We start from the raw sequence: 20,783 nt of genomic DNA, 5'->3' as shown, positions 1-20,783 counted from the left end.
TCTGTCGTCAGTTACTGCGGAAGAAGGCGAACAAAATCCCCTTCCTCAACCAAAAGCGCATCAGCAAGTTCAGGAGCCAATACAACGCTTTGCGTTTCAGCGTCGTAAGCCGCTTTTGCAGCTGCAGCACGGAAGTTCTCGAATGACGAGTTACACATCAAGAAGTCTTGAGTACTGGTATGCTCAGAGATTTTGACTTGGGCACGGAACGAGTGACGTACCGATTCGATATTGCGTAGATCACACTCCACCGTTGGGCCACCATCGAAGATGTCGACGTAACCACGGTTAGTAAAACCTTCGCGCTCAAGCAGCTTCAGAGCAGGACGCGTGTTATCGTGCACCTTACCTATTACGGCTTGTGCTTCTGGGCTTAGCAAGTTGATGTAGATTGGCAATTTCGGCATCAAATCAGCGATAAAACCTTTCTTACCGATACCGGTTAGGTAATCCGCAAGCGTGAAATCGATAGAGAAGAAATGCTCTTGAAGCCATTGCCAGAATGGTGAGTTGCCCTGATCATCAGAAACACCACGCATTTCAGCAAAGATAGTTTCCGAGAAGCGTTCTGGGTGCTCTGCCATCATTAAGAAACGACACTTAGACATCAGACGCCCGTTCAAGCCACCACGGAATTTCTCGCGTAGGAACAAGGTACAGATTTCGCTGTTACCCGTGTAGTTGTTACCAAACGTCAGCAGCTTAACCACGTTGTTTACGCCAAGCTTTGGTGACGAGTGCACCACTTTACTGATGTGGTAAGAATAAAAAGGCACATCCCAGCCGATTGAAGCTTCAATACCTGTGGTACCTGCGACTTCACCAGTTTCAGATTCAAAGCCCACCATTAGGTAGCCTTCATCACCGGCTTCGTTCACGTCAGGTTTGCCAAAACTGTACTCTGAATGTTTAATTCGATTGGTTAACAGTTCTTCGTTAACCGGTAGAGATGTAAACCCATGACCAGACTCAACCGCACAGGTGTGCAGCGCGTCATAATCCGACATTGCGATAGGGCGAACTACTAGCATCAATACTCCCTCCAGATGCAAGAAGATCCTAACTATATTGTAGGAACAATACCCCCATCAGAGATCCTTGATGGGGGTTTCTAGGTTGACGATAAATGGGGACCGCGCTTAGACCAGTGTTGCGATCGCTTTGTCCAGCTTCGCCAAACCTTCTTCGATTTCTTGTTGTGTGATAACGAGTGATGGTGTGAAACGTACGACATTGGCACCCGCAACCAATACCATGAGACCTTGTTTACCCGCAGCAACCAGTACGTCACGCGCACGACCTTGCCACTCTTCGTTCAGTGCAGCACCAAGCAGTAGACCTTTACCGCGCACTTCAGAGAAGATGTTGTATTTCGCGTTGATCTTATCTAGACCCTCACGGAACATCGCTTCACGCTCTAGTACACCAGCCAGTACTTCTGGTTTAGTCACTTCATTAACGACCGCTTCGGCAACGGCACATGCTAGCGGGTTACCGCCGTATGTAGAACCGTGCGTGCCGACTTTCATGTGTTCAGACAGTTTCTCTGTCGTCAGCATAGCACCGATAGGGAAACCGCCGCCTAATGATTTCGCAGTGCTTAGGATGTCTGGCGTAATGCCTAGACCTTGGTATGCGTAGAAGTGACCAGTACGACCGTTACCTGTTTGAACTTCATCGAAGATCAGTAGTGCGTTGTGCTTGTCACACAGCTCGCGAACCGCTTGAGCGAATTCAGGTGTTGGTGGAATGATGCCGCCCTCACCTTGTAGAGGCTCCATCATCACCGCACAAGTGCGATCAGACATATGTGCTTGCAGCGCTTCGATATCATTGTAAGGGAGGTGCGTTACGTCGCCTGGTTTAGGACCGAAACCGTCAGAGTAAGCCGCTTGGCCGCCTACCGTTACGGTGAAGAAAGTACGACCGTGGAAACCTTGTTTGAATGCGATGATTTCAGATTTCTCAGTGCCATGAACGTCTGCTGCATAACGGCGCGCCAGCTTCAGTGCTGCTTCGTTCGCTTCTGCGCCAGAGTTAGCAAAGAACACGCGCTCGGCAAAGCTCACTTCTGTTAGCTTCTTCGCCAGTCGAAGTGCAGGCTCGTTAGTCATAACATTACTTAGATGCCAAAGCTTGTTACCTTGCTCAGTCAATGCGTTCACCATAACTGGGTGACAATGACCAAGACAGCTCACCGCAATACCACCAGCAAAGTCGATGTATTCATTTCCGTTCTGATCCCAAATACGTGAACCTTCACCTTTTACAGGAATCATTTCCATCGGGTTATAGCAAGGTACCATTACCTTATCGAATAAACCGCGCTCTACTTTGTTTTCCGTTGTCATTGCACATTCCTTCTTGATACCGCATGCCTAGCAGATAAGCGAATTTAACCAGCACTCTTTGCCAGCAAATAATGTTTTGCATTTAAGCTAATACGGCATTGTATTTACATTTGATTAACCATTTCAATAGTGATTTATTCTTTTCGTATGCGAGCGTAACACCTCATACTCACTATCTATGATTATTTATGCACCAAGAAACGCAAATAGAGAAGCGATTTTTTATAAAAACCATGCATGACAAGGTTCAGAAAGAAATGAGAAAAATGAATAGTCCCTACCTAATTGGCAGAACGCATAGTTTTGCATTCCCCTTCTCAGGCACAAAATATGAAGAATTTGTTAAGAAAAGTGATCGCGATCAGATCGTTTTACGCGCAAGAAAGTTTGCGAGTAGTTCGTGGCCTTGTTCTGTCTTAATTGACTCTGGATGAAACTGTACTGCATCAATTGGCAGGGTTTTATGCTGATAACCCATGATTTCATCCATGGTTCCGTCAGGCAACTCAGTCCATGCAGTCAATTCAAACACCTTTGGTAACGTACCGTTTTTCACCACAAGAGAGTGGTAGCGGGTTACCGTGAGCGGGTTATTGAGGTTTTTAAACACACTGCGACCATTGTGACGAATTGGGGATGTCTTACCGTGCATCACTTGTCGAGCACGTACCACTTCCCCTCCAAACACCTGTGCAATAGCCTGATGACCAAGGCAAACGCCCAAGATAGGTAACTTACCAGCAAAGTGCTCAATGGCTTGTAGAGAGATACCTGCTTCGTTAGGGGTACATGGCCCAGGAGAGATCACCAAATGAGTTGGGTTGAGCGCCTCAATGCCTTGGATGTCGATTTCATCGTTACGCACCACCTTTACGTCTGCACCAAGTTCGCAGAAGTATTGGTAAAGGTTGTAGGTAAAAGAGTCGTAGTTATCGATGATCAACAACATAAAAGGTCGGTTGCTCCAATCCGTTTTGGCAATGCTTACGTGGTGATCGCCACGTTCGTGACAATCAAGGGCGGTATTTTGCTATACCAAGCAAGAAAGGCAAGTTTTTGCTGAATAAAAAGGCCAGCATAGGCTGGCCTTTGGTCTTTACAGCTATTTAGGAACTGTTTGTCAGGAAATGAATTCGCTTAGCGGCGACGGCGGAATAAGCCTAGACCTAACAGCGCAATTAGCGCGCCAAAGCCAAATGAGCCACCATCATCATCGTCTGATGGGTTCGTGCTCGACGGCTCTAACGTAACATCGCGAGAATCAGTGAACTTAACGGTGTTGCCCGTCGAATCTGTCACTTTCTCTTCTAGTACGTACTGGCCCTCTGTTGGAGCTTTGTCGAATTCCACACTGACACTGCGAGCATCAATGTCCGCTTGTGTCAAAGTTGCACTCGCTTCGTAGCCATCAGCATCAGAGGTTGACGACGCCGCTTGAGTTGCTTCCATTAGGCTTACCGTCACGATATCACCAACAACTGCGTTTGGTGGCAGACGAACTTCCACCGCTAGGTTTTCACCTGAGCTTGGTAGATCGATGTCTGTATCCGGGAAATCAATCGCGATGATCACTGGATCGTGGTCAGATGCCGAGAACGCATCTTTGTACTTAGGCATATCACCGGTGTACTTGCTGCTGTATTCGAACAAGTTACTTTCTAGTGAGTTAATGTGCCAATCTTCAATCGCCACCACTTTTTGTGCCAAGCTGTTGCTCGCCAACGCGTGGTCTAGGTTACCTAGCTCACCAGAGTAGGTGTATGAGAAGGTGTCTGCGCCGTGAAGTACCGTGTTCAGGTTATGGTAACCGTAACCTTTTTCAATTTTGGTCTTCTCTACTTGAAGCTCACCACCACCAATGGTTGTGTAAGCAGCAGTGTAAATGTCACGGCCGTATTTCTCTTTCGAGTAATCAGTCAATGTAAGCAGAGGATCTTCCATGCCATAGGCGTTTAGGTCACCCATTACTAGCACGTCACCTTCAATGCCTTTCAGAGCGTCACCCACAACGTTGGCTGCAGAAACACGGAAGTTGTTACAGTTGCCTTGCAGATCCGCCGGCTCAGAGTCTTCTACACCCGCAATCCATTCTTCAATACATTCAGAGCCTTTCGATTTGAAGTGGTTAACCACAACAGATAGATCTTTACCGGTCTCTTTCACTGTAAAGGTTTGTAGCAGGCTATGACGCTGGTATTTGTCGTAAGCCGGGTTGCCTTCTGCACCGTCATTACGCGTAATGGTGTTTTCTTCGATGTGCTGCTCTGGTGTCACAATCACTTTCGCAACTTCTTTTGGCGTCACTTCGTTTGCACGGTATAGGATCGCCACCATGATCGCATCACTACCAAAGTATTCGTCTTGGTATTTGTCTTGATCCGCGATTTCAACGTAAGTGTAATGATCTTCTGTGTCTTCGATTTCAGCATTCAATGCATCCACCAAGTTCTTCACCGCACTGCTGTCACCAAAGCCGTTGTTTTCGACTTCCATTAAGCCAATGATGTCAGCGTCCATCTTATTCATCGCCGCAACGATTTTCGCTTGTTGGATCAGGAACTCATCGAGGTTTTCTGCCCCACGGTTTTGTCCGGTTGGGTTTTCATGACCGCTGTCAGCCACAGAGTTGAAGTAGTTCAGTACGTTAAAGCTCGCGATACGCAAATCTGAATCCGCAATCGCTGGCGCATCTTTACGAGCCACGTCGAAGCCTTCACCTGAAGTCACGAAGTTGGTGTTATCGACTTCATTGGTCGCAATCAGGCGGTATTCGTTGTAGCTGTAAGCCACCACGCCTTGTAGACCTTCTACTCGCGAACCAAGACGAATGTGCTGTTCAGAAGAGCCATCTTGGTCTGCATCTTTCGCAAAGTCAGGGTAGTAAGGAATTTGGCCGTTTGGTGCTTTGCCATCAGATTCTAGGTATACGCGGTTCGCTGCGTTGTCTTTTGCTAGCTCAACAGCTGCATCACTCTCTGCTGCGTGCAATTGAGTCGGCTTAAACAATGGCGCTTCATGAGACAGCATCATATTGTTACGACGAGAGTCGTAGTCGTAAGAGAAGTTACGAGTCACAAACAACTCGCTTGCTGATTTCAGTTCAACTTGCATACCTTCATGACGCTCTAGCGCATCACGTAGTGTCTCACCTTCTTTGATAACAAGATCGGTAACTCGAGGAATATCCGATGTGCCCGTTTTCACATAACTGTTAGCATCAGAAGCTAGCTGAGTATTGCTGTAATACTCTTGAACTTTACCTTTCACACAAACAACATCGCCTGATTTTAGATTGGTATCCGCGGCATCGGTATGAATGAACAAGCCTTCTGAAGTCTTGTCGTTGTTGTCGCTTTCTAACGCTTGCAGGTAGAAACCTTTGGTTAGGCCAGTGGTAACAGCAGTCACGACACCAGTTACGAAATGATCTTCGTCAGTAATGTATGGATAACCATCAATAAATGGTGACGAATCGCCTTCACCTTGAATATCTTGAATGGTGGTGAAGTTAGGTTGCTGACCGTCTACTTCACAAGCGAATGGTGCTGGTGGCTCCGTCGCATTTAGCTCACCAAGACCGTCAATGTTGTCTTTCTCAAATGCCGTCCAATGAGATGCATCATAAGTAGCAGAAGGGGTTAGTGCATCACTGTTACGAACCAATGTGGTATCTTTACCAAAATCTACGTCACCCATCACACCGATGATGTCATGCACTTCGCCATCTTTAAGCAGTGCGATCGGGTCGTCACCGTTAAAGTTCGCAACGCTTTTATCTGTGATATCCGCGACAGCTTTGATGGCATCGCTCGCGTCACCATGAGCCAGTACATACACTTGGTTAGCTTGTAACGTCACTTGGCTAAGGTCGAGTGTGCTCCCCCAAGTACCGCCACCGTTTGATGATTTCGCTAGCTCGTAACCGGTTAGCGTTACCGCTGCATCGCCCGTGTTCGCGATTTCTACGGCTTTGTTGTATGAGCCACCTTCAACATATTGGGAAAGGATAATTTCTGCGTTAGCATTGGCACTAAGCGCGCTGGCAATCGTCAGTGCAAGTAAAGAGGGTTTGATTAACGTATCCATTGTCGTACCTGATATTTATTTAAATGCAAACTAAGCCCTGAGCAGAGCCCACCATTTGTGCCTACTATCAGGTTTATTTATGAAATAAATAAGAAACACCAGTAAAAGCCGTGAAATATATCACACGTGAATACGCAAAATTATGCCAGGGCTGCCCATTTAAACAGTTTTTGTAACAAATACAGCAACTAAGAATATAAATATCAATAATTAGACTTATTACTCGGTTTTATATCACTCAGCATGCTATGTGAATGGATGAGTATTTAATCTGAATTAATTCAATTCTAGCAATATAATTTAAATATTAAGCAATGCTAATTTAGAATGACGAACTTATTATTTCTTTCCTTTACTGCGCCATTAAAAATAACCTTTGAGATTATTTATGCGCGTTAAGTTCAAAGTTTTATAAACCAAGCATTACTCTCACCATGCAAATCTAGCAAAATCCATAAGTACTCGTTATAACGCTAATGAGAGACAGATAACAAGATCTCCAATAACGACGATTAGGATAAGAAAATGAAACAATTTCAGCAGATTGCGCTAGCCCTTTCGGCTTCAATGTTAATGGCGGGGTGTCAATTGACCTCGAGTGAGCCCATCGAACCAAGTACCTCTGAGCATCTGGTCGAAGTGGCTAAGCAAGAACTCAGTGAGTTCAAAATGTTTGAAGTAAGTGATAATGGCTTAATCACCTATACCGCCCGCTTACCTGGCCCTGGCTACTATTGGCTACCCGCAAGTATTAAGGAATCCAGCTACGAGATATCTTGTATCGAATTAAGTTACTTTGTTGATCGTGGCTTTGTCGTCAAGTCTGCTTTCCTAGGCCCAAGAGGACGCGTGGAGTATTACGATATGGAACGTTGCATGGAAGACACGCCATTTCAGTAACATAGGCATAAAAAAGCTCCACCGATGGTGGAGCTCTTAAATTCTGAATGTTCTTTAGCAACTATGGGCGAGCAACAAAACCTACTGCTTCGTACGCTTTCTTCAACGTTTCAGCCGCACGTGCCGATGCTTTCTCAGCGCCTTGCTTCATCACTTCGTTCATGTAAGCGCGGTCAGCACGAATTCGGTGGTATTCAGCTTGAATTGGCTCAAGCATAGTCACCAACGCTTCACCAACGTCTTTCTTGAATGGACCGTACATTTCAACGCCTTGGTATTTCGCTTCAATCTCTTCAAAGCTCATGCCTGTTGCCGCAGAGTACAGACCCATTAGGTTAGAGATACCTGCCTTGTTGTCCCAATCGTGAGCGATACGCGGTGGTGTTTCTGTGTCGGTTTGCGCTTTGTTGATCTTCTTAATGATCGACTTAGGCTCTTCCAACAGCGTGATAACGTTCTTACGGTTATCATCAGATTTTGACATCTTCTTCGTTGCGTCTTGAAGACTCATTACACGCGCGTTTACCGTCGGAATGTAAGGCTCTGGAACTTGGAAGATTGGCTGCTCTGGTGAGTAGATGTTGTTAAAGCGGTTAGCAATATCACGCGCTAGCTCTAGGTGTTGCTTCTGGTCGCTACCTACAGGCACTTGATGCGCACCGTACAGCAGGATGTCTGCCGCCATCAGTACTGGGTAGTCAAACAGACCCACGTTTACATCACCAAACTGGCTTGAGCTGTCGTTTGAGTAACGTGCAGATTTGTCTTTAAACTGCGTCATACGACCCAGTTCACCCATTTGAGTGTAACAGTTAAGAAGCCAACCAAGTTGAGCATGCTCTGGTACGTGTGACTGAACAAATAGCGTGCTCTTCTTCGGGTCAACACCAACTGCCAGACAGATCGCCAGTGCATCTAGAGTCGCTTCATGCAGCGCTTTAGGGTCCTGACGAACCGTAATCGCATGAAGGTCTACCACACAGTATTGGCAATCATAATCGTCTTGCATCTGCTGCCATTGACGTAGAGCACCCAAGTAGTTACCGATACTTAGTTCACCTGAAGGTTGAACACCACTCAATACAATGGGTTTGCTCATTAGAATGATTCCTTTGACTTCTTAATCTAAATAAATGAAAAAAACCGTGCAACGATAGGTGCACGGTTTACTCAGTGTACTCATTAACGAGTATTTTGGAAGCTCTTTTGTAGCCGTTATGCAGAAACCGCTACTACATCCAATAATTCAGCCAAACTGTCAGCGACGAAATCTGGATTTGATGCAGAGATAGGCTCACCGTGGTTGTAGCCATAAGTCAGACCAAATGAGGCACAGCCTGCATTCTTTGCTGCGAGAATGTCGTTCTTCGAGTCGCCGACCATCAGCATTTCACTCGGTTGGATTTGGTGCTTTTCCATCAACCAGTTCAGTGCAATTGGGTTTGGTTTTTTCTCTGGAAACGCGTCGCCACCTAGCACATCAACAAAGTATTTTGCGATGTCGTGTTTTTCTAAAACATCAGGCACAAACTTCGAAGGCTTGTTGGTCACCAACGCCATAACAAAACCGGCTTTGTGCAACTCTTCCAGCGTCTCTTTTACCGTTGGGTAAAGGTGGCTTAACTTGTGACCACTTTGCTCGTAGTAGTCATCAAACAGCACACGCGCTTTTGCACGAAGCTCTTCGCTCAACTCTGGATTGATGGTCAGGCTTTGACTTAATGAGCGTCCAATCAGCACGTCTGCGCCGTTACCAACATAGTCACGAACTTGTTCTTCTGAAACAGAAGGAAAACCGAGTTCTTGAACAGCTTGATCGGCGGCAACCGCAAGATCGGGCACGCTATCAAGCAAAGTACCGTCTAGGTCAAAGGCAATGAATTTAATGTCTTGTTGAGTCATAACTTCCCTGAAAATTCTATTTATAAATCGGTGAAAACGACAAAGGATGGCACCCCATCCTTTGTTTTTATCATTATGTCTGACTTTGCAGTAACTATTTGTTTATTAAAACTTGTTTAGCAATTACTTTGCAGCAATACGCTGACGAACAGCTTCAAACAAACAAATGCCAGATGCCACAGATACGTTCAAACTTGAAACGCTACCTGCCATTGGGATCTTAATCAAATCGTCACAGGTTTCGCGAGTTAGACGACGCATACCGTCACCTTCTGCACCCATTACGATAGCAAGAGGGCCCGTCAGTTTTGCTTGGTAGATGTCGTGCGTTGCTTCGCCCGCCGTACCAACAAACCAGATACCTTGCTCTTGCAGTGTACGCATAGTACGAGCCAAGTTGGTCACTCGGATCAATGGCACGACTTCAGCTGCACCACAAGCCACTTTGCTTACGGTTGCGTTCATCGGAGCAGAACGATCTTTCGGTACGATGATCGCCGCTACGCCAGCTGCGTCTGCATTACGTAGGCAAGCACCTAGGTTATGCGGATCCGTCACGCCATCCAATACCAATAGTAGCGGTGATTCATGCTGCGTTAGGATGCCATCAATGTCATTTTCGTTAAGCTGTTTCGCAGCTTTAACGCGAGCAATGATGCCTTGGTGGTTAGCACCGTGCGCTTTGTCATCTAGCGTTTTACGAGTCATTTGTTGAATCGAAACACCACAAACCTGAAGGTCATTCAGGATTGGCATTAGACGATCGTCTTGGCGGCCTTTTAGGACGTATGCTTCGATAAAACGCTCTGGTTCGCGTTCTAATACCGCTTTCACTGCGTGAATGCCGTAAATAAATTCGTTACTCATTGTTTAACCTGTTGTTCTGGTCGTCTTGCCTTCGCCAATCTACCCCTTTAAATCCGGACTAGATTGGCGCTTCAGCCTACTCAGCGTCGCTCTTAGTACGCTTAGTCTTTCTCGGCTTACTGTGTGGCTTTTTCTTGCGTGCTTTCTTCGGCTTTTTCGTACCTTCAGCGTCACCGCGTTTCGCGCTACCTTTGCGAGCACTGCCTGCTTCCGCAGGTTCAGGGTGCTTGGTCGGTTCAATCATCGGCTTCGCGCGAGTACCGCCTTTGGTTGCCGCACGCTTTTTCTCTTTTGCTTTGCGTTTGGCATCTGCTGCGCGTTTCTTCGCAGTCTTACCTTTGCCGCGTAGCTTACGGCTTGTTTCGATTAATTCAAAGTCAATTTGCTTGTCATTTAAGTTAACCGCAAGCACTTTCACTTTCACCGCATCGCCTAGACGATAGATGTTACCGAAGCTTTCACCGATAAGTCTTTGACCAATCGGATCAAATTGGTAGTAGTCGTTCGCTAGCGTTGAAATGTGCACCAAACCATCGATGTGCAGCTCAGTCAGACGAACAAAGAAACCAAAGCTGGTCACGTTGGCAATAACACCATCCAGCTCGTCGCCAACATGGTCTTGCATGTATTCACACTTCAACCAATCAGCCACTTCACGAGTTGCATCGTCTGCACGGCGCTCTGTCATCGAACATTGCTCACCGTAGAAGTCCATGTCGTCAAACGAGTAGTGGTAACCACCCGTTGGGGTCCAACGATCTTGATTGCGACCTTCTTCTTTGGCAATCAGATATTTGATTGCGCGGTGCAGCAGCAGGTCTGGGTAACGACGAATTGGCGACGTGAAGTGCGCGTAACGCTTCAGCGCTAAACCAAAGTGGCCGGCATTGTCCGCGTTGTATACTGCTTGCTTCATTGAGCGCAACAGCATGGTTTGAATCAGCTCTTTGTCCTGACGCTCCGCAATCTGTTTTACCAAGTCTGCGTAGTCGGTTGGTGATGGTTCAAGACCGCCCTTCAAATCCAAGCCAAGCTCACTTAGGAAATCACGGAAACCCTGCAAGCGCAGTTCACCCGGAGATTCGTGAACACGGTACAATGCTGGCTCTTTTGCCTTCTCGACATAAGACGCTGAGGCGATGTTCGCTAGGATCATACATTCTTCGATGATCTTATGTGCATCGTTACGAATCACAGGCTCGATGGTTTCAATCTTGCGTTCGGCATTGAAAATGAACTTAGCTTCAACGGTCTCAAATTCAATCGCACCACGGTTGTCACGAGCGTCTTTTAGCACTTTGTACATACTGTGCAGTTCTTCTAGATGAGGCACTAGGTTGTGGTAGCGCATACGCAGCTCTTCATCACCTTCTAGAATCGCACCCACTTTACTGTACGTCAGACGTGCATGTGAGTTCATCACCGCTTCGTAGTGCTTGTACCCTGACAGCTTACCGGTGTCAGAGATGGTCATTTCACACACCATACACAGACGATCAACTTGTGGGTTAAGTGAACACAAACCGTTTGATAGCACCTCAGGTAGCATTGGCACAACTTGCGATGGGAAGTACACCGAGTTACCACGGTTGATGGCTTCTTTGTCCAGCGCAGAGTCTGTACGTACGTAGTAACTTACGTCAGCAATCGCTACCCATAAACGCCAACCACCGCTCTTTTTCTTCTCACAGTACACCGCATCATCAAAGTCACGAGCGTCTTCACCATCGATGGTCACCAACGGTAACTCACGTAAGTCAACTCGACCTACTTTTGCTTCTTCTGGGACTTCTTCGCCTAGATTTTCAATTTGTTTATCGACAGCCGCTGGCCAATCGTGAGGAATTTGGTGAGTACGAATCGCGATTTGCGTTTCCATACCCGGAGCCATGTTTTCACCCAGCACTTCAACCACTTTACCCATCATGCCACGCGAACGAGAACCACGGTCAGTGATCTCAATCACCACCACGTTACCCATGCGGGCACCTGCTTTGTGCTCATTTGGGATTAGAATATCTTGGCTGATACGCGAGTCATCAGGCACAACGTAAGAGTAACCGTACTCTAGGAAGAAACGACCAACGATCTGCGTGTTACGCTCTTCTAAAACACGGACTAAACGCCCTTCACGGCGGCCGCGCTTGCTGTTATCTGTCGGTTGAACCAAAACGAAATCACCATGAATGATGTGTTTCATTTGGTGATGAGGCAGCACAATGTCATTATCCTTGCCGACACTGCCTTCAGGACGCACCCAACCATGACCATCTTTATGGCCAATTACGTAACCTTTCACCATCTCGAGTTTTTCTGGTAGCGCGTAGCACTGACGACGCGTAAACACGAGCTGGCCATCACGCTCCATCGCGCGCAGTCGACGGCGTAAACCTTCGTATTGATCTTCACCTTTTAGCTTAAGCGCTTCAAACAAATCGTTGCGATTCATTGGGACGCCAGCTTGCTGCAGAAATTCAGTGATGAACTCTCGACTTGGAATTGGGTTTTCGTAATTTTTGGATTCACGATCTGCGAATGGATCGTTTGGAATATTGTCTGACATAGGCGTGCCTATCTAGCAAGGAAGGTATAGAGCTAGTATATCCGAGTCTCTTGATAAGCTACAGAATTGCTTTGAAAAAAGAATGATCTTGAAAGGATGAGAGAGACACACGTAAAACTAAGGACGTGTAAGCAGGATCAGCAGCTCTGAGTTGTCGCGAAGCAGTTCATCAATAGTGCAACCGTCTAATTCAGCTAAGAAAGCCAATTTCGCTTTTGCTAGCTTCTCTTTTAGACGACATGCTGGCGTAATGTGACAAAACTCGACATCACAATTTACCAAATCTAATGGCTCTAGATCGCGCACCACACCACCGACAGTAATTTCTTTTGCCGGCTTCATCAAACGAATGCCGCCGTTTTTACCACGCACCGTATGTACATAACCTAACTGACCCAGACGGTTGATCACCTTCACCATATGGTTACGTGATACACCAAATAAATCAGTTACTTCGGTAATATTTGTAAGCTCATCTTTGGGCAAAGAAGCCAAGTAAATCAGGGTTCTTAACGCGTAATCGGTAAAGCTAGTTAACTGCATGTTGCTATCCTCTCTAGAAGCAAAAGTGTAATTCTTTTCTTGATCGAAAGATACATTTGAGATACAACTTTAAACATGCATTACAAATACAACTTTAAATAGGAAGCCATTATGCTCAGCAACCAAACCATTGATATCGTGAAAGCAACCGCACCACTTCTTGCAGAAACTGGCCCGAAGTTGACTGCGCACTTTTATGACCGCATGTTCACCCATAATCCTGAGTTGAAAGACATTTTCAACATGAGTAACCAGCGTAATGGTGACCAACGTGAAGCTCTATTTAATGCTATCTGTGCTTATGCAAGCAATATCGACAACCTACCAGCCCTACTTGGTGCAGTAGAGAAAATCGCCCACAAACACACCAGTTTTATGATCACCAAAGATCAGTACCAAATCGTTGGTACGCACTTACTGGCTACCATTGATGAGCTGTTTTCTCCTGGTCAAGAAGTGATTGACGCATGGGCAGAAGCCTACGGCGTGCTAGCAAACGTGTTCATTCAACGTGAAGAACAAATCTACCAAGAAAATGCAGCACTTCAAGGTGGCTGGCGTGGTCTGCGTGAGTTTGAACTGGTTGGTAAACAACTTGAAAGCGAGAACATTTGTAGCTTCGTCTTCAAACCGGTCGATGGTGAAAAGGTTTCTGAGTACAAACCGGGCCAATATCTTGGTATCTACATCAACAGTGATAAGTTCGAAAACCAAGAGATTCGCCAGTATAGCCTATCTTCTGCGGTACAAGAAAACACTTACCGTATCTCGGTAAAACGTGAAGACGGCGGCAAGGTATCGAACTTCCTGCATGACGATCTCAACATCGGCGATAAAGTGCAGCTAGCCGCACCTGCGGGTGACTTCTTTATGGACGTAGAAGCAAGTACACCCGTTGTTTTGGTTTCCGCTGGTGTCGGTCTAACGCCAACACTTTCAATGCTTGAGAGCCTTGCTGAACACAAAGCACCTGTAACTTGGGTACACGCAGCAGAAAACGGCCAACAACACGCATTCAAACATCATGTGAATCAAATTGTTGGCGCAAAAGAGAATATGAACTCGCTGGTTTGGTACAACCAACCAACGGCAGAAGATAAGTTGGGTGAAGACTTCCATTTCACCGGCTTTGTAAACCTACACGAAATTGAAGCAGCAGTGAAACAAGACAACGTTCAAGTTTACTTCTGCGGCCCTGTTGGTTTTATGCAGCACGTAGCGAAACAACTGCTTGAACTTGGTGCTCCGCAAGAGCAATTCCACTATGAATGCTTCGGTCCACACAAAGTCGTTTAATCGCTCACGATTACGTTTCGGGAAAAACAACAAAGCCCACATGATGTGGGCTTTGTTGTTTTTATTGGCAGAGTGTTATGAAGCTACTGGTGTTTTAAGAGTACATCTACCAGAAAGTGTCGCGACGCTTGGCTCGCGCAATGATGTTTTGCGGCATACGTTGCTCTAAACCATTTCTTAGCACCGCAATACGCTTATGCTTTCTCTGATCTGCCGTGACTGAGTTGTATAACCAACGGTAAGCATCTTCGTAATCCAATGGGCTACCGTAATCACGTAACAATAACTCAGCAAGATGAATACGCGCATTAAGGTTCCCCATTGCCGCCGCTTCTCGCAGGTATGGGATTGCACGCTCTTTATCTTGTTGAACTAAGGTACCACGAGAGTAGTAGCGCCCAAGCTGCTCTAATGCAGCAGGTAAGCCTTGGTGTGCAGCGTTTTCCATATAGTAGAGACCAAGTTCAACATCTTGCTCTACACAAACGCCCCACGCCAGCATGTCGCCGTAGAGAAACTCATACGACGGTAAATTAATTCGTGTGGCACGTGCAACAATATCTTCCACCAACTGGCAGTTATCCGCACGCACGCGTTCTAAATGCTTATTTTGTTCAATAAGCTTAATTAACTCTGCTTCGGTATAGATGGGAACTGGTGCCCCCACATCGGCAACATCTGCCTTGACCGACGTTGCACTCAGCATCAATAACAGTGAAGCAGCCACTGTTCGTAACTTCATAAATGTACTCTTTAAGGATTCTGAGAAATCAAAGATCGGCGAAGGATCTCCTCTGCTTGATAACCTTATCGGCAAACGTCAGTTAAGCTTTAGACAATTTTTGCCTCTTGTTTAAGCTTAACGGCAACAATTTGCCATATCGAGTTTATTTTTCCGTCAGTGCAGCCAAGTTACAGATACAAAAAAGCCGACTCGAAAGTCGGCTTTTATAATCTCTAACGAGTATCGATTAAGATTCGAATGGGTGAACCTTGATGATAGTTTCGTTACGATCTGGACCTGTTGAAACGATGTCTACAGGCACGCCAGTTAGCTCTTCAATACGCTTGATGTAGTCTAGAGCTGCTTGTGGTAGCGCGTCGATTGACTTAGCACCAAATGTGTTCTCAGACCAACCAGGCATTGTTTCGTAGATTGGTGTCGCTTGCTCAAATGACTCAGCTGCCATTGGAGAAACTTCTAGGATAGAACCATCTTTCATCTTGTAACCAGTACAGATTTTTAGCTCTTCTAGGCCATCTAGAACGTCTAGTTTAGTTAGACAGAAGCCAGAGATAGAGTTGATTTGGATTGCGCGACGCATCGCAACAGCATCGAACCAACCAGTACGGCGTAGACGACCAGTTGTTGCACCGAACTCATGACCAACTTCACCTAGATGCTTACCAACAGGATCTTGCTTGTCTAGACCGTCGTATAGCTCAGTCGGGAATGGACCAGAGCCAACACGAGTACAGTAAGCTTTAGTGATACCAAGGATGTAACCGATATGACGAGGACCGAAACCAGAACCTGCAGCAACACCACCAGCCGTCGTGTTAGAAGAAGTTACGTAAGGGTAAGTACCGTGGTCGATATCTAGCAGTGTACCTTGCGCACCTTCGAACATGATCTTGTCGCCGCGCTTACGTGCTGCGTCTAGTTCGTCAGTTACGTCGATAACCATTGAAGTTAGTAGCTCAGCGTAGCCTTTAGCTTGCTCAAGTACTTCTTCATAGCTTACTGGTTCAGCTTTGTAGAAATGCTCTAGTTGGAAGTTATGGAATTCCATTACTTCTTTTAGTTTCTCAGCGAACGCTTCCATATCGAATAGGTCGCCAACGCGTAGACCGCGACGAGCAACTTTATCTTCGTATGCTGGACCGATACCACGACCTGTTGTACCAATAGCTTTTTTACCGCGAGCGATTTCGCGAGCTTGGTCCATTGCAACGTGGTAAGGAAGAATTAGAGGACATGCTTCAGAAATGAAAAGACGCTCGCGTACTGGAATGCCGCGCTCTTCAAGAGGTTTCATTTCTTTAATTAGAGCTTCAGGCGATAGCACTACACCGTTACCGATAACGCATTTTACGTTATCGCGAAGGATACCTGATGGAATTAAGTGAAGAACGGTTTTTTCACCGTCAATTACAAGTGTATGACCTGCATTGTGACCGCCTTGGTAGCGTACCACGTATTTTGCATCTTCAGTTAAAAGGTCTACAATTTTACCTTTACCTTCGTCACCCCATTGGGTGCCTAGAACGACTACGTTATTTCCCATCTTTCCAAGTCTGATTGCTAGTTAAAAATGGATTCTAGCACCGAATCCCCCTTCTTGCAGTCATTTTTGTTCACAGAGTTGATACTAGAATGCAAACATCACCGATGTTGTTCATTTCGAAATCACTACATCACTGATAATATTTACCTTTCTTAAATCCACAAGGAATCGCAATGTCTGAGTCTATTTGGCTGGCTATCGGGCTGGTTTTGATTGTAGAAGGAATTGGACCACTGATTGCCCCAAACGGTTGGCGTAACATGGTGGCTCAGTTGAGTGACCAACCAGATAACCAGTTGCGTCGGATTGGTGGCTGTCTGGTCGTCGCCGGAGCGGTCATCGCGATAATGATGAGTTAAGCCGCCAGCGCTTATTTTCCAGCAGATATAAAAAAGGCTCCATATAGGAGCCTTTTGTCGTTTAGCAATTCGCTTATTCAGCTTTTGCGCCTTTCGCGTTATTCATGTACTGGAAGAACTCACTCTTCGGATCAAGTACAAGAATGTCATTCTTAGAGCTGAACGATTTCTCGTAAGCTTTTAAAGAACGAAGGAAGCTGAAGAACTCAGGATCTTTGTTGTAAGCATTCGCATAGATCTTCGCAGCTTCTGCATCCGCCTCACCTCGTGTTACACGAGCTGTTTTGTCTGCTTCTGCAAGAATTGTTGCCACTTCAAGCTCAGCTTGTGCACGGATAACTTCGGCTTTCTCACGACCTTGAGAACGGTGCTTACGAGCTACCGACTCACGTTCTGCACGCATACGACGGTAGATTGATTCACTGATCTCATCTGGTAGGTTGATCTTCTTCATACGGAAGTCAACGATGCGAACACCCAAATCTTTCATTGCGCTGTCGCGTGTGTCTTTCAACACTTCAGACATGATTAGGTCACGTTCACCATCGATTTCCAATGCTTCACGAGCTGCTTCAGTACTTACTTCCTCGCTGGTTGCGTCTTCTGGAAGTACGTCGTTGTTACGTGGACCAGATACGATTTGCTTGATTTCACGAGCACCGATTTCTGCACGTAGTACGTCCGTTACCTTACGCTCAAGAAGCGCCTCGGCAGTCAGCGTATTGCCGCCACCTGTTGCTAGGTAGTAACGACCGAAATCTTCGATACGCCACTTCACGTAGGTATCAATGATTACGTCTTTTTTCTCAGACGTTACGAAACGGTCAGCACGGCCATCCATTGTTTGGATACGCGCATCTAGTGTTTTCACGCGGTCAAACAAAGGCATTTTGAAGTGCAGGCCCGGCTCGTAAATACGAGTGATGTCGTTGTTGTCTTTCAAGACACGGCCAAATCGAACCACAATACCGCGGTCACCTTCAGGAATCACGAACAGTGACATCAGCATTAATGCCAGAGCGATTACCAGTACAGGGATCATTAACTTACGCATTCTTAGTATCTCCCTTGACGTGTACCCGTTGAACGAGACTGCGTGTTCGAAGTGTCTTCTTGAGTACGCTCAGATTCAAGTTGAATGTGGTCGTATGTTGAAGTCGATTTCGATTTACGTTTAGAGTCTGATTGACCATCTTGGCCTGCCAATTTATCAATTGGAAGGTAAAGAAGGTTGCCGCTGGATTCAGAGTCGATCAGCACTTTCGATGTGCTTGAGTAAACTTCTTCCATTGCGTCAATGTACAGACGATCTCGAGTTACGCCAGGAGCTGCTAGGTATTCAGGCAGTAGTTTTTCAAACTGAGCCACTTGACCAAGCGCTTCGTTCGTCACACGCTCGTTGTAACCTTGTGCTTCTTTCTTCAAACGCTCTGCTCGACCTGTTGCCTTCGGCAAGATTTCGTTTTTGTAAGCTTCTGCTTCACGGATGAAACGCTCTTCATCCTCACGTGCCGCAATTGCATCATCGAACGCATCTTTCACTTGCTCTGGTGGACGTGCAGACTGGAAGTTCACATCTACAATCACGATGCCCATATCGTAGCTATCGATGATTTGATTCAGTGTTTCTTGCGTTGTTTGACGGATTTGCTGACGACCACTGGTTAGGATGCTATCCATCAGTGAGTCACCAATTACTGCACGCAGAGCTGAGTCGGTTGCTTGACGCAAACTGTCATCAGCATTCGTTACGCGGTATAGATATTTGTATGGGTCAGCAACACGGTATTGAACGTCCATCGCTACTGTTACTACGTTTTCATCTTTAGTCAGCATTAGACCTGATGCACGTAGTGAACGAATCGCTTGTACGTTAACCGCTTCGTATTCATCAATGAAACGAGGACGCCAGTTCAGACCTGGGTCTACGATACGGTCGTATTTACCTAAACGCAGTACGACACCGCGCTCTGCTTCACCGATGGTGTAAAAGCCAGCGAAGAACCATACTGCAATCGCGATAACTGCAATGACACCAAAGCCAATCGCACTACCACCACCGCCGATAGGTGAACCACCGCCGCCGCCTTTTTTACCAAATTTGCCACCCAGCTTTTGACTCAGTTTGCTGAACACTTCATCTAAATCTGGCGGACCTTGATCTCGGCCACCAGGACGCTGGCCACCACGATTATTATTACCCCAAGGGTCATTATCGCGGCCATTGTTGCCGTTGTTATTTCCAGGCTCATTCCACGCCATTAGAAAGCTCCATCATTTGATATGACGTTATACTGTAGCAGTCCTTTAAGTGACTATAAAGTCGACTAAAACTGCCCCTTCTCTTTTTTCAAGTCTAGACCAATCTACCTGTTGCATTCGAATATCGATCAACAAGTTACCTTCCTGGTCATATTCCTCACGTTGAATACACTTCATTTGGAAGAATGTACTACGGAATCGTCCTTGATACTGTGGAGGAATTCGCAACTGATGCTCAACCATTTGCGACGCCAAACGTTCTGTCAGCGCATCAAATAGGAGATCAATGCCCAATCCATCCATCGCAGAAACCCAGACCGCTCGAGGCACGCCTTCCTCATCACGTTCAATACGAGGATTTTGCTCTTCTAGATTGTCAATCTTGTTCATTACTACGAGCGTCGGCACTTCATGTGCGTCGATCTCTTCTAATACTTCATGAACAGCTTGAATATTCTCACGAAAACGCTCGTCACTGGCATCAACAACATGTAACAAAATGTCAGCTTCTTGCGTTTCCTGCAAGGTTGCTTTGAAGGCAGCAACCAAATCATGTGGTAAATGTCGGATAAATCCAACGGTATCTGCAAGAATTGCAGGCCCCACATCGTCTAACTCTATCTTACGTAAAGTTGGGTCAAGAGTAGCAAATAATTGATCTGCCGCGTAAACGCCAGCTTCTGTAATGCGGTTGAAGAGTGTCGACTTACCCGCGTTGGTGTAACCCACAAGAGAAATCGTTGGGATTTCTGCTCGATTTCGGGCGCGGCGCCCTTGTTCACGCTGCTTCGCAACTTTTTCGAGACGGCGAAGGATAGCTTTAATTCTGTCACGCAATAATCGACGGTCAGTCTCTAACTGAGTTTCCCCCGGCCCACGTAGACCGATGCCGCCTTTCTGCCTTTCAAGGTGCGTCCAACCACGAATCAAACGAGTAGAAATATGACGAAGTTGGGCTAGCTCTACTTGCAGCTTACCTTCGTGTGTTCGTGCTCGTTGAGCAAAGATATCGAGGATGAGACCAGTGCGGTCGAGGACTCGACATTTGCACAGTGCTTCGAGGTTACGTTCTTGGGCAGGAGAGAGGGAGTGATTAAAAATCACAATTTCAGCACCAGTTAATTGTACCGCAGTAGCAATTTCTTGTGCCTTACCCTCTCCGACATAGTATTTCGGGTGTGGGGATTGACGACTGCCAGTTACAACTTGCAGTGCCTCTACCCCAGCGGAAGAAACCAGCATTTCAAACTCAGCCAGATCTTCCCATTCACCTTCTTGCGTGAAGTTGATATGAACAAGTACGGCTCGCTCACCGGATTCATAACGGTCAAACAAGCAATCAACTCCTTATTTTAGCAATACTAAA

General features: G+C 46.3%; 17 protein-coding genes. 3 read left to right on the top strand and 14 right to left on the bottom strand.

What is annotated here, in order from left to right; translation table 11 throughout:
- Positions 1–11 precede the first annotated feature (11 nt).
- The 4 genes from astA to ITG12_RS12510 all read right to left on the bottom strand — a co-directional run bounded on the left by astA (position 12) and on the right by ITG12_RS12510 (position 6,437).
- Positions 12–1,031 (bottom strand): arginine N-succinyltransferase, encoded by a 1,020-nt coding sequence (astA, locus tag ITG12_RS12525; RefSeq protein WP_038871998.1) that lies wholly within the window; start codon positions 1,029–1,031, stop codon positions 12–14.
- Between the two features lie 108 nt (positions 1,032–1,139).
- A complete protein-coding gene (locus ITG12_RS12520) occupies positions 1,140–2,351 on the bottom strand; it encodes an aspartate aminotransferase family protein (protein WP_248873111.1) in 1,212 nt (403 codons plus the stop codon).
- A 361-nt stretch (positions 2,352–2,712) separates the two neighbouring features.
- Positions 2,713–3,300: an aminodeoxychorismate/anthranilate synthase component II gene (locus tag ITG12_RS12515; RefSeq protein WP_038872003.1), complete on the bottom strand. Its 588-nt coding sequence runs from the start codon at positions 3,298–3,300 to the stop codon at positions 2,713–2,715.
- Positions 3,301–3,488: 188 nt separating this feature from the next.
- Entirely contained in the window at positions 3,489–6,437 is a 2,949-nt protein-coding gene (locus ITG12_RS12510; RefSeq protein ID WP_038877270.1) for an ExeM/NucH family extracellular endonuclease, read from the bottom strand.
- A 525-nt stretch (positions 6,438–6,962) separates the two neighbouring features.
- Between ITG12_RS12510 and ITG12_RS12505 the strand changes: the two genes are divergently transcribed.
- Positions 6,963–7,337, top strand: coding sequence for a hypothetical protein (locus tag ITG12_RS12505; protein WP_038877268.1), 375 nt, complete (start codon positions 6,963–6,965; stop codon positions 7,335–7,337).
- A 61-nt stretch (positions 7,338–7,398) separates the two neighbouring features.
- On the opposite strand, the gene trpS is transcribed toward ITG12_RS12505, so the two are convergent.
- The 5 genes from trpS to nsrR all read right to left on the bottom strand — a co-directional run bounded on the left by trpS (position 7,399) and on the right by nsrR (position 13,212).
- Positions 7,399–8,436 (bottom strand): tryptophan--tRNA ligase, encoded by a 1,038-nt coding sequence (trpS, locus tag ITG12_RS12500; protein WP_005432761.1) that lies wholly within the window; start codon positions 8,434–8,436, stop codon positions 7,399–7,401.
- A 116-nt stretch (positions 8,437–8,552) separates the two neighbouring features.
- Positions 8,553–9,239, bottom strand: a complete 687-nt coding sequence (locus tag ITG12_RS12495; protein WP_038872010.1) for a phosphoglycolate phosphatase — start codon at positions 9,237–9,239, stop codon at positions 8,553–8,555.
- Between the two features lie 123 nt (positions 9,240–9,362).
- The gene (gene rlmB, locus ITG12_RS12490) at positions 9,363–10,106 is read right to left on the bottom strand and encodes a 23S rRNA (guanosine(2251)-2'-O)-methyltransferase RlmB (protein WP_038877265.1); all 744 of its coding nucleotides are present in this window, start codon (positions 10,104–10,106) and stop codon (positions 9,363–9,365) included.
- 76 nt (positions 10,107–10,182) lie between these two features.
- Entirely contained in the window at positions 10,183–12,669 is a 2,487-nt protein-coding gene (gene rnr / locus ITG12_RS12485; RefSeq protein WP_038872013.1) for a ribonuclease R, read from the bottom strand.
- Positions 12,670–12,786: 117 nt separating this feature from the next.
- Positions 12,787–13,212 (bottom strand): nitric oxide-sensing transcriptional repressor NsrR, encoded by a 426-nt coding sequence (nsrR, locus tag ITG12_RS12480; protein WP_038872016.1) that lies wholly within the window; start codon positions 13,210–13,212, stop codon positions 12,787–12,789.
- A 111-nt stretch (positions 13,213–13,323) separates the two neighbouring features.
- Between nsrR and hmpA the strand changes: the two genes are divergently transcribed.
- The gene (hmpA, locus tag ITG12_RS12475) at positions 13,324–14,508 is read left to right on the top strand and encodes an NO-inducible flavohemoprotein (protein WP_248873110.1); all 1,185 of its coding nucleotides are present in this window, start codon (positions 13,324–13,326) and stop codon (positions 14,506–14,508) included.
- A gap of 106 nt (positions 14,509–14,614) precedes the next feature.
- Here the strand turns inward: hmpA and ITG12_RS12470 are convergent, their stop codons facing one another.
- Both ITG12_RS12470 and ITG12_RS12465 read right to left on the bottom strand, forming a co-directional pair.
- Positions 14,615–15,250, bottom strand: coding sequence for a tetratricopeptide repeat protein (locus ITG12_RS12470; protein ID WP_038872022.1), 636 nt, complete (start codon positions 15,248–15,250; stop codon positions 14,615–14,617).
- 229 nt (positions 15,251–15,479) lie between these two features.
- Positions 15,480–16,796, bottom strand: coding sequence for an adenylosuccinate synthase (locus ITG12_RS12465; RefSeq protein WP_038877261.1), 1,317 nt, complete (start codon positions 16,794–16,796; stop codon positions 15,480–15,482).
- Between the two features lie 173 nt (positions 16,797–16,969).
- Here ITG12_RS12465 and ITG12_RS12460 point away from each other — a divergent pair, with 173 nt between their 5' ends.
- Entirely contained in the window at positions 16,970–17,155 is a 186-nt protein-coding gene (locus ITG12_RS12460) for a DUF2065 domain-containing protein (RefSeq protein ID WP_038872028.1), read from the top strand.
- A gap of 73 nt (positions 17,156–17,228) precedes the next feature.
- On the opposite strand, the gene hflC is transcribed toward ITG12_RS12460, so the two are convergent.
- From hflC to hflX, 3 genes are read right to left on the bottom strand one after another with little or no spacing between them, the layout of a single operon-like run.
- Positions 17,229–18,209: a protease modulator HflC gene (gene hflC, locus ITG12_RS12455; protein ID WP_038872031.1), complete on the bottom strand. Its 981-nt coding sequence runs from the start codon at positions 18,207–18,209 to the stop codon at positions 17,229–17,231.
- Between the two features lie 2 nt (positions 18,210–18,211).
- The gene (gene hflK / locus ITG12_RS12450) at positions 18,212–19,417 is read right to left on the bottom strand and encodes an FtsH protease activity modulator HflK (protein WP_038872033.1); all 1,206 of its coding nucleotides are present in this window, start codon (positions 19,415–19,417) and stop codon (positions 18,212–18,214) included.
- 45 nt (positions 19,418–19,462) lie between these two features.
- Entirely contained in the window at positions 19,463–20,752 is a 1,290-nt protein-coding gene (gene hflX / locus ITG12_RS12445) for a ribosome rescue GTPase HflX (RefSeq protein WP_038872035.1), read from the bottom strand.
- Positions 20,753–20,783: the final 31 nt, after the last annotated feature.

Source organism: Vibrio sp. ED002 (assembly GCF_023277445.1).
GTDB classification, from domain to species: Bacteria; Pseudomonadota; Gammaproteobacteria; order Enterobacterales; family Vibrionaceae; genus Vibrio; species Vibrio jasicida.
This window is presented reverse-complemented; position numbering and strand designations above follow the sequence as displayed.

Coding starts and splice junctions, on each gene's coding strand:
- astA (WP_038871998.1), bottom strand. CDS start 1,031: ATGCTAGTAGTTCGCCCTATCGCAATGTCGGATTATGACGCGCTGCAC.
- ITG12_RS12520 (WP_248873111.1), bottom strand. CDS start 2,351: ATGACAACGGAAAACAAAGTAGAGCGCGGTTTATTCGATAAGGTAATG.
- ITG12_RS12515 (WP_038872003.1), bottom strand. CDS start 3,300: ATGTTGTTGATCATCGATAACTACGACTCTTTTACCTACAACCTTTAC.
- ITG12_RS12510 (WP_038877270.1), bottom strand. CDS start 6,437: ATGGATACGTTAATCAAACCCTCTTTACTTGCACTGACGATTGCCAGC.
- ITG12_RS12505 (WP_038877268.1), top strand. CDS start 6,963: ATGAAACAATTTCAGCAGATTGCGCTAGCCCTTTCGGCTTCAATGTTA.
- trpS (WP_005432761.1), bottom strand. CDS start 8,436: ATGAGCAAACCCATTGTATTGAGTGGTGTTCAACCTTCAGGTGAACTA.
- ITG12_RS12495 (WP_038872010.1), bottom strand. CDS start 9,239: ATGACTCAACAAGACATTAAATTCATTGCCTTTGACCTAGACGGTACT.
- rlmB (WP_038877265.1), bottom strand. CDS start 10,106: ATGAGTAACGAATTTATTTACGGCATTCACGCAGTGAAAGCGGTATTA.
- rnr (WP_038872013.1), bottom strand. CDS start 12,669: ATGTCAGACAATATTCCAAACGATCCATTCGCAGATCGTGAATCCAAA.
- nsrR (WP_038872016.1), bottom strand. CDS start 13,212: ATGCAGTTAACTAGCTTTACCGATTACGCGTTAAGAACCCTGATTTAC.
- hmpA (WP_248873110.1), top strand. CDS start 13,324: ATGCTCAGCAACCAAACCATTGATATCGTGAAAGCAACCGCACCACTT.
- ITG12_RS12470 (WP_038872022.1), bottom strand. CDS start 15,250: ATGAAGTTACGAACAGTGGCTGCTTCACTGTTATTGATGCTGAGTGCA.
- ITG12_RS12465 (WP_038877261.1), bottom strand. CDS start 16,796: ATGGGAAATAACGTAGTCGTTCTAGGCACCCAATGGGGTGACGAAGGT.
- ITG12_RS12460 (WP_038872028.1), top strand. CDS start 16,970: ATGTCTGAGTCTATTTGGCTGGCTATCGGGCTGGTTTTGATTGTAGAA.
- hflC (WP_038872031.1), bottom strand. CDS start 18,209: ATGCGTAAGTTAATGATCCCTGTACTGGTAATCGCTCTGGCATTAATG.
- hflK (WP_038872033.1), bottom strand. CDS start 19,417: ATGGCGTGGAATGAGCCTGGAAATAACAACGGCAACAATGGCCGCGAT.